7 protein-coding genes are annotated in these 7,838 nt (G+C 57.9%); 1 reads left to right on the top strand and 6 read right to left on the bottom strand.

Translation table 11 applies throughout. The features are described from left to right. The 3 genes from AB4043_RS15065 to AB4043_RS15055 form a co-directional block, all read right to left on the bottom strand. Positions 1-1,392 (bottom strand): chloride channel protein (locus tag AB4043_RS15065; protein WP_442307406.1); only part of this gene is annotated, 1,392 nt, incomplete at its 3' end. Continuing rightward, positions 1,389-2,030, bottom strand: coding sequence for a tetratricopeptide repeat protein (locus tag AB4043_RS15060; RefSeq protein WP_442307405.1), 642 nt, complete (start codon positions 2,028-2,030; stop codon positions 1,389-1,391). The genes AB4043_RS15065 and AB4043_RS15060, both read right to left, overlap by 4 nt. A 10-nt stretch (positions 2,031-2,040) precedes the next feature. Beyond that, positions 2,041-3,639 (bottom strand): chloride channel protein, encoded by a 1,599-nt coding sequence (locus AB4043_RS15055; protein ID WP_442299829.1) that lies wholly within the window; start codon positions 3,637-3,639, stop codon positions 2,041-2,043. An 812-nt stretch (positions 3,640-4,451) separates the two neighbouring features. Here AB4043_RS15055 and AB4043_RS15050 point away from each other — a divergent pair. Further along, complete coding sequence (locus AB4043_RS15050; protein WP_442307404.1) at positions 4,452-5,240, top strand: D-arabinono-1,4-lactone oxidase; 789 nt, start codon at positions 4,452-4,454, stop codon at positions 5,238-5,240. 24 nt (positions 5,241-5,264) lie between these two features. Here AB4043_RS15050 and AB4043_RS15045 read toward each other — a convergent pair whose 3' ends face one another. The 3 genes from AB4043_RS15045 to AB4043_RS15035 all read right to left on the bottom strand — a co-directional run. Beyond that, the gene (locus tag AB4043_RS15045; RefSeq protein WP_442299827.1) at positions 5,265-6,008 is read right to left on the bottom strand and encodes a 3-keto-disaccharide hydrolase; all 744 of its coding nucleotides are present in this window, start codon (positions 6,006-6,008) and stop codon (positions 5,265-5,267) included. A 51-nt stretch (positions 6,009-6,059) separates the two neighbouring features. Then, positions 6,060-6,947 (bottom strand): VOC family protein, encoded by an 888-nt coding sequence (locus AB4043_RS15040; RefSeq protein ID WP_442299826.1) that lies wholly within the window; start codon positions 6,945-6,947, stop codon positions 6,060-6,062. Between the two features lie 109 nt (positions 6,948-7,056). Further along, positions 7,057-7,838, bottom strand: a 782-nt coding sequence (locus AB4043_RS15035; protein WP_442307403.1) for a hypothetical protein, incomplete at its 5' end; no start/stop codon positions are given.

The following is a 7,838-nucleotide window of genomic DNA, read 5'->3' as shown; positions in this document are numbered from 1 at the left end:
TTCCACTACCGGCACGGTCACCGGTTCCAGCGCATCTTCCAGCCGCAGCTCGTCTTCTTCGCGGATCTCCTCCATCGAGGGCAGCACCATTCCACCCTGCTTCGTCAACAGCTCGAAGATCGGTACTGGCTGCAAGCTTCGGGACAGGGTATACGCAATCGTATTCGCCAGGATTACCGGTAGGACGATCGAGTAATTCTGGCTCACCTCCAGCACCATGAATACGCTGGTCAATGGTGCGCGGAGGAAGGCCGCAAACAGCACACCCATTCCTACGAGTGCGTACGATCCAATGGATCCATTCAAGCCAGGAAAGAATTTCTTCTCAAACATCCCGAGCGCCGCACCGAGAGTCGCACCGATGAACAACGTCGGCGCGAACATTCCGCCTGGGGTTCCGCTGGAGAAGGAAAGCGACGTTGCCGCGATCTTCAGACCCGCCAGTATCAGGAGCATCTCCCATGTGTACTGCGAATGCATTGCTTGATCGATAGCGTCGTAGCCGGCGCCCATCACCTGGGGGAAGCCGAAGTAGCCGATACCGCCGACGATCAGACCAGCCAGCATTGGCTGCAGGATTCGTAATGCAGGCGATTGCTGGCGTAGCCACGGATGCAGCCAGCCAATTGTCTTCGCAAAGATCAGAGCCGCAACACCGCCGGCAAACCCCAGCACCGCATACGCGAGCAGCTCGCGTGGATCGCGCAGGACTACCTCAGGAATCCGGAACATCGGCTCCGCGCCCCAGAAGCTGCGTGCCACCAYGACGCTTGCCACGGCCGACAACACCACGGAGCCCAGCACTGCCGCGCTCCACTGCCCGATGACCTCTTCAATCACAAACAGGATTGCCGAGATTGGCGCATTGAATGCAGCCGCCAAGCCCGCCGCTGCGCCGACCGGCGCGAAGATTCTCAGCTTCCTTCGTGAGATGCCCACACGCCGGCTTACCAGGGAGGCTACGCCCGCACCGATCTGTAGCGATGGGTCCTCTGGACCCAACGAGTGTCCGCTGCCAATCGCCAGCGCAGAGAGCAAAAACTTTCCGATCACTGTTCTGAAGGAGATATATCCGTTATGGATGTACAGTGCGGCCTTCGTCTGATTCACACCGCTGCCGCGAACGTTCGGAAAAACGTAGCGTGTCGCAATCGCGATGCCTAGTCCAATAGCCGCAGGTATGAAGATCAGGCGCAGATGATGCGGTTCCGATACCGAACCCAGCAGTAGTACCTGGAGCCATTCAATCGCCATTCGGAACGATACGACGAGTAAGCCGGCAATCACCCCAATAAAGATCGACAGCAGAAGGAACAGCCGCTCTTCGCGTTGCCGCATCTGCCTTGCGTCCAACTGATTCTCCTCAGGTGTTCCTTGCGTGGCTTTATTCATTGGCTGGCACCGACCTTCGCGAGTAGATCATTAACTTCACCTTGCACCGCTTCGTCCCTGGGCCAGTTTCCGGCGACCACCAGCAGTTCCTCGCGAGCCGCAGCATTGTTGTGCTGCRCAATCAGGAAGCGAGCCAGCTCCAGCCGTCCCTCACGGCGGTGTACCGCTCCATTTTCGTCCCACCGGCCGTCGATCGCGGCCCGATAAAAGCGGGCTGCTGCTGCTGGATCTCCACGTCGTGCCGCGAGCCGAGCCAATTGCAGATTGATCTGCCCATCACCTGGATGAGCGTCCCATAGCCCCAGAAAGGAGTTGTATGCCTCTTCGGTATGCGTTGGTCCGGCGGCTGCGAGTGACTGAGCAAGCAATAGCTCATTCGCAGGTGTTCCCGGAGCAAACGTCAAAGCGATGCGGAAGTCTTTCACAGCATCTTCCGCATCACCGGCATTCAACGTCTGCTGTCCCTTCGCGGTCCATGCCCGAGCCTCTCCTGCACGATGGTTCGTGAAACTCCGGAAGAGGAACAGTGTCACCACGAACAATGCCGCCGTTACCAGGGTCAGGGCGAGAAAAGCCAGTGCATCATGCAGTAACAACTCACGGCGAGTGCGCCTCTGTATGTCCACGGAGCCAGTCATTTGTTCCTCGTTAGTCCAGATCGTATCCGAAGAGACGCAGGCGCTCGTTTTCACGCTCAATTGAGCGCTCTCTGCCTCGCAGCAGGCCCCTTATGGAGAGTTCGCCGCATATCTGCCCTGTGGCCCGCTCGACGACTGGCAATGCTTCTACTCCTTCCGTTGCCATAATCTCCGCCGCTCCACGTGTCGTTGAATCGTCATAGGCGTAGAAAGACGGAAGCGCATGGGCAGGCGGATTGGCTGCGAGAGGAGACATCACTTCGCGGACAAGCACCAGCTCAAGCGGGTCAACGCCGTATTCGCGAGTCAAATGGAACCCTCGACGGCTGAGTTTCTCGGTCAGGATCGAACGAGGCATGATCAATGCCGTGACGAGGTAAGACGCGATGCAGGCCATGGAGAGGGGAAGCAGTGCGGGCAGGCAATGTGTCACCTCGAGGCTGAAGATGATGGCGGTCAAGGGAACACCGAGCGAGCCGGCCAACATGGATCCCATGCCAATCAGCGCGAAGAACGCCTGAGTTTCGGCCGGAGCGTGCGCCAGGTGTCCGGCAAGTGCTCCAACCGCTCCTCCAATCATGAGGAGCGGCGCAAGAACACCACCAGATGTTCCCGATCCCAGAGAGAATGCCCACATCAGCGACTTCGCGAGAAGGATTCCGACAATCAGGGCAAGCGGAGCCGAGCCCTGCAGCAGTTCGGCGATGTTTTCATATCCAACGCCAAGGCCACGGGGGAAGAAGAGACCGCCGAGACCGATGCCGATACCACCGATCGCGGGCCACCACATCCAGTGAATGGGCAAATGCTCGAAGAGATCCTCAAACGCATACATCATGCGGCTCATAAGCGCTGCAACGATGCCGATGAAAGCGCCCAGGAGAAGAGCCGCAACGGAAAGGGTAGTGAAGTGGACTTCTGCAATAGCCGGCATGGCGAACAGTGGCCCTGCGCCCAGCCAATAGACACGGAAAAGCGCGGCCGTAGCACTTGCAATGGCAACGGGAACCAGGCTGCGCGGCCGCCATTCGAAGAGCAAAAGCTCAACGGCGATAAGAATCGCGGCGAGCGGGGTTGCAAAGGTGGCCGACATGCCCGCCGCGGCTCCGGCAACAAGCAGTGTGGTGCGTTCCGCGTCGGTCACATGCATCCACTGTCCGACGAGTGATCCAAGGGCGCCGCCCGTCATGATGATTGGGCCTTCCGCGCCGAACGGACCACCGGAGCCGATCGCTACTGCGGCGGAGACGGGTTTTAGAACCGCGATCTTCGGGTCAACTTTGGCGCGGCGAAGCAGAATCGCCTCGATCGCTTCCGGAATACCGTGTCCGCGTATCTTGTCAGATCCGAAGCGAGCCATAACGCCAACGATGAGGCCACCCACAATTGGAACGAAGACCATCAGGTGTCCCAAGGGGCTGCCGGCGGGTGAGACAGGCGCAAAGCTGAGACGGTGGTAGTAAAAAATATTGGTTGAAAACGCGATACAGCGTAGAAGCAGAACCGCCAACAGCGTTGCACAGATACCGATGCCGACTGCGACGCCAGATAGCAGCCAAACTCGTTTATCAACCGTGAAATCTCTGAGTATCGATGGTTCCGACTGCAAAGGGTCCTTCTTTCATCGGTCCGGTATATCGAGAGCCGTTTGAGGAGTTGATTTGCCTGGACGTTCAACAACGGAATTGTGTCGAAGGCCCATCACATCTGCGATGTAGGAGATCGTCGCCAGGGTGCCATCCGGAGCGCCGGAAGTTTGCAACAAGGGCAGATGCTGTTGCGGCTGCAGGCTTCATCGCAGCTTGCTCACTGAATTGCGGAAAACGCCTGATTTCGGGACGGGACGGAGCCAGTAGCTGGATCTGGCTCCGTCCCGTCGTTCTGGGGGAGCGTTTCATTACATTTATATCGTAACACGACTTATTTATTGGTCGAAATGCAGCAGCCTCCAGCGCAATCGATCTGATGGGTTGCCCACCACATGGCGGCTTGTGGGCGTTGCCAGTGCATCAAAGTAGTTCGCCTGGCTCCAAGTGCAGAGGCGTTGTTGACGATGTCTGCGGACCTTTACTAGCATCGGAAAGCTCCGCAACGAGCAGTGAAACATTTCGGTTGAGGAATGAACCAACTGCGACCGCTACCAAGCGACATAGCCGCAGTGTGACTGGCTACAAAGAAAGGCGCGAGGATGAATAAACGTGAGTTTTTAAAGGCGTCTGGTTCTGCAATGGCGGGAGCTCTGCTCTCGCGAATGGGCTTCGGACAGACGCAAAAAGAGGCGGCGGCTAGAGCGAACCGAACTAACTGGGCAGGCAACTACACCTATAAGGCAGCACGGCTGGACGAACCCGGCAGCGCGGCTCGGGACAACTCAAGACGCTTTCCCGCGCGACCAACACTGATGAGTTTAATGGGGCTGTTGTGGCGTTGGGCGCGCTGGGCGTTATCATCCGCATCACGCTTGCCGTGGTACCGACGTTTCAGATTTCGCAGATCGTCTATGAGAATCTGTCGTTCGATCAACTGGAGCATAACCTGGATGCGATCTTTGGCTCCGGTTACAGTGTCAGTCTCTTTACTGACTGGCAACATCATCGTGCAACCCAGGTGTGGCTGAAACAGAGCATCACCGGTTCGACGACGCCGGCTCTGCCGCCGCTCTTCTATGGCGCTACGCTGCAGAAGACGAAGCTCCATCCTCTGGCCGGACACTCCCCGGAGAACTGCACCGAACAGCTCGGAGTTCCGGGACCATGGTACGAACGCCTCCCTCACTTCCGCATGAACTTCACACCTTCCAGTGGCGCAGAGCTGCAGTCGGAGTATTTTGTTCCGCGCGCGCAGGCATACAAAGCCATTCTGGCGGTGGAGCAGTTGCGCGACAAAATTACGCCGCATCTTTTCATCACCGAGCTGCGCACCATCGCCGCGGACGACCTGTGGCTCAGCACGGCGTACAAGCGCGATTCCGTGGCGATCCACTTCACCTGGAAGCCGGAAGAAAAGGCGGTGCGGAGCGTTCTTCCGCTGATTGAAGAAAAGCTAGCGCCATTCGATGCTCGTCCGCACTGGGCGAAGGTATTCACCATGTCGCATCAGCGGCTCAGCCAGTTGTACCCGCGGCTTAACGACTTCCGCGCTCTGGCAGCGCAGTATGATCCGAACCGCAAGTTCCTCAACGCCTATCTGCAGAACGTCTTCGGCGCTTAGGACAACGGTGCAGCTGTATCCGCGTTACTTAAGCGGGTACAGCTTCATGTTGCGGAAGTAGACCTCGGCGCCCTCTGACTGGAAGAGGATCTTGCCGCTCGTAGGAAACGCATTGGTTCCCTCGTTGGCGAGCTTGCCGTTCACATACTGCCACACGTGCCCATTGCGGTTGACCAGTTCCAATACGTTCCACTCGCCATGTGGCTTCTCAACCTCGTTTACCGGGTCACGATAGCCGACTACGTTCTGATAGGGCCCCTTGTTGAAGCGATCGATCTTCAGTGCTTTGCCATCCGGACCGGTCACACGTATTCCGTCCTTACCGGTCAGTGCTGCGCCATCCGTCATCCAGAAGTCGCCCGTGCATCCCTCATTGATCTGAAACTCGACCGACCGGGGCCACACTTTGTTTGGGCCCTGAATGTTGTAAAGGATGCCGCTGTCGCGCGCCTTGCCCTGCCGTGAACCGTAGGTGCCTTCGCCCCACTTGAACTCGGCACGCAGATAGTAGTTGGAGTACTCCTGCTTGGTGATGAAGTAGCCCATTTCCATGCCGGAAACGTGCACGACACCGTTCTCGATGGTGAAGACGTGATTGGGGTCGTTGTTCAGCCCCTCGCTGGTGAGGAACGTATCGAAGCCTTTCAGGTCCTTCCCGTCAAAGAACTTCACGGCGCGTCCGTGTTTGGGGATCTCCGGTGACTGGCCTGCCGCCAGGACCCTGCTACCCAGCAGTACCGCTGCACAGATATAGGTTGCAATACGCATCTGCCGACGTGCCTCCCTTTGTGTCGCGACTGTTGTCATGGCGCTGAAGAACTACGGTTTCGGGTGCGGCGCCGTGATGGGCGAGCAGCAAGGTGTCATCACGGGCGTGAACTCCATCAGCTCCGTGCGTGTGCCTTCATCGTCGTAAGAGTTGAACTGCCACTTTCCATCGCGGCCAATCTGCATGGGGCTATGTTCGGTGCTGAGGCGGTCCTGCGCCGCCAACGTTGAGACGGCCTGTTCCATATTCACCACGCCGATGGAGTAGTGGTTCATCACGCCCGCCTGTTTCTGCGTCAGCTCCTGGCCCTCGCGCGGCAACATATATTCCACCCACTCGTTGGCATCGGGTGTCTGCTGCGAGATCCAGGAAGTACGGCCGTCGGTACCGCCTCCGTACCAGTAGGGCCGGAAGTTGAGAATCTCACGGTAGAAGCTGTCTTCCTTTGCCCGGTCATGCACCACCATGCCGACATGGATGATCCTCGCGCCGATGGGCTGTGCGCCATTGAGATCGGCCTTTCCCGGCTGCACAAACTCGACCGTGTACCCTTCAGGATCTTTCACCGAGAAGGTCTTTGATCCGTCATTCATCGTCTGAATCGTTGCCGGCACCTCGACGTGCTTCGCGGCGAGATACGACCGCAGGCCTGCGGCGTTGACCGTTTTGTAGGCAAGGTGATCCAGCCGGGTAATGCCGGCCTCTGCAGGGAGCGGCAGAACCTCGACAAACTGTGTTGCATTGACGTAATAACGAGTGCCCGCCGAGTTCTCCGGATCCGCAGCCTTCTTCAAGCCCAGGTCATGTTCGTAATATCGCTGTGCAGCCGCCATATCGCGCGCATAGACGGCGATATGAGAGATGCCGTCGATCGCGGGCCGTTGTTGCGCCGCGAGAGGAAGAGCGCTGAGGAGGAGGAGTAGAGTGGGTGCCTTCATCGCGCAACCATCATAGTCTGTCTCCGTTTCCTCGGCCACATTGCAGGTGAATTGCGGGATTAAGATATGGCGACCCAGTTCCGACCGGGTCGCCATATCGCGGTCGAGGTTATTGAGGGAAGTTGCCTCCCAGGGGGAGGTTGAAGCTACAGACGTTGTCCGTACCGACCTCGGCATGCAAAATGGCATGGTCAAGCGTCGTGTCGGTCAACCGGAATTTGTAGCCGGAAGCGATCTGCACCTGTGACCCTCCGTCGGGCGTGACATAGGCGTCGTAGGTCTGGTTGGGAATATTGAGAACCATCCAGAAGCTGTACTTCGTTCCCCCGGTGTAGGGAATCGAGTTTACAGCCGCATACCCGCCAATGTTGCCGTTGTAGGCATCAATGAAGCCGGAGGGATTGAAACGCACAATGGCCGCAAGCTGTGCATATGCGGCCGGTGTGCCGCTGCTGAGGCCGACAACCGTATTGGCATTATTTTGTGACGGAGTTGCATTGAACTTCACCGTGGGGGAGCCGGTCTGCGCAATATACGCGATGCTGTTCCAGGATGAGTTGTTCGCCTGTGTGCAGACCTCCGTCGAGTGCGTCAGCGCCTCGAACAAGGTCATGTGATTCCCGTGGTCTGTGTCCTGGGCAAGGTTCAGGCCGTTGTTCTGAATCCAGTTATAAGTATTTGCTGTGCCATGCTGGCCACTGGAGCCGTGCTGGTTTTGCATGGCGGCGACATTCAGGCGGTTATGGTACGCGTTGTAACCGATGACGTACGTCGCGCCGTAGCCCAGTTTGATCTGGTTGATGCCAACTCCGCCGGAGCTGGTGCAGAAGTCGAAGGGCGCGGTGATGATGTTGTTCTGGCCAGGGTTCTGTGCTTCGAGGCCTGCAATAA

This window comes from Terriglobus sp. YAF25, from assembly GCF_052113305.1.
Classification (GTDB): domain Bacteria; phylum Acidobacteriota; class Terriglobia; order Terriglobales; family Acidobacteriaceae; genus Terriglobus.
This window is presented reverse-complemented; position numbering and strand designations above follow the sequence as displayed.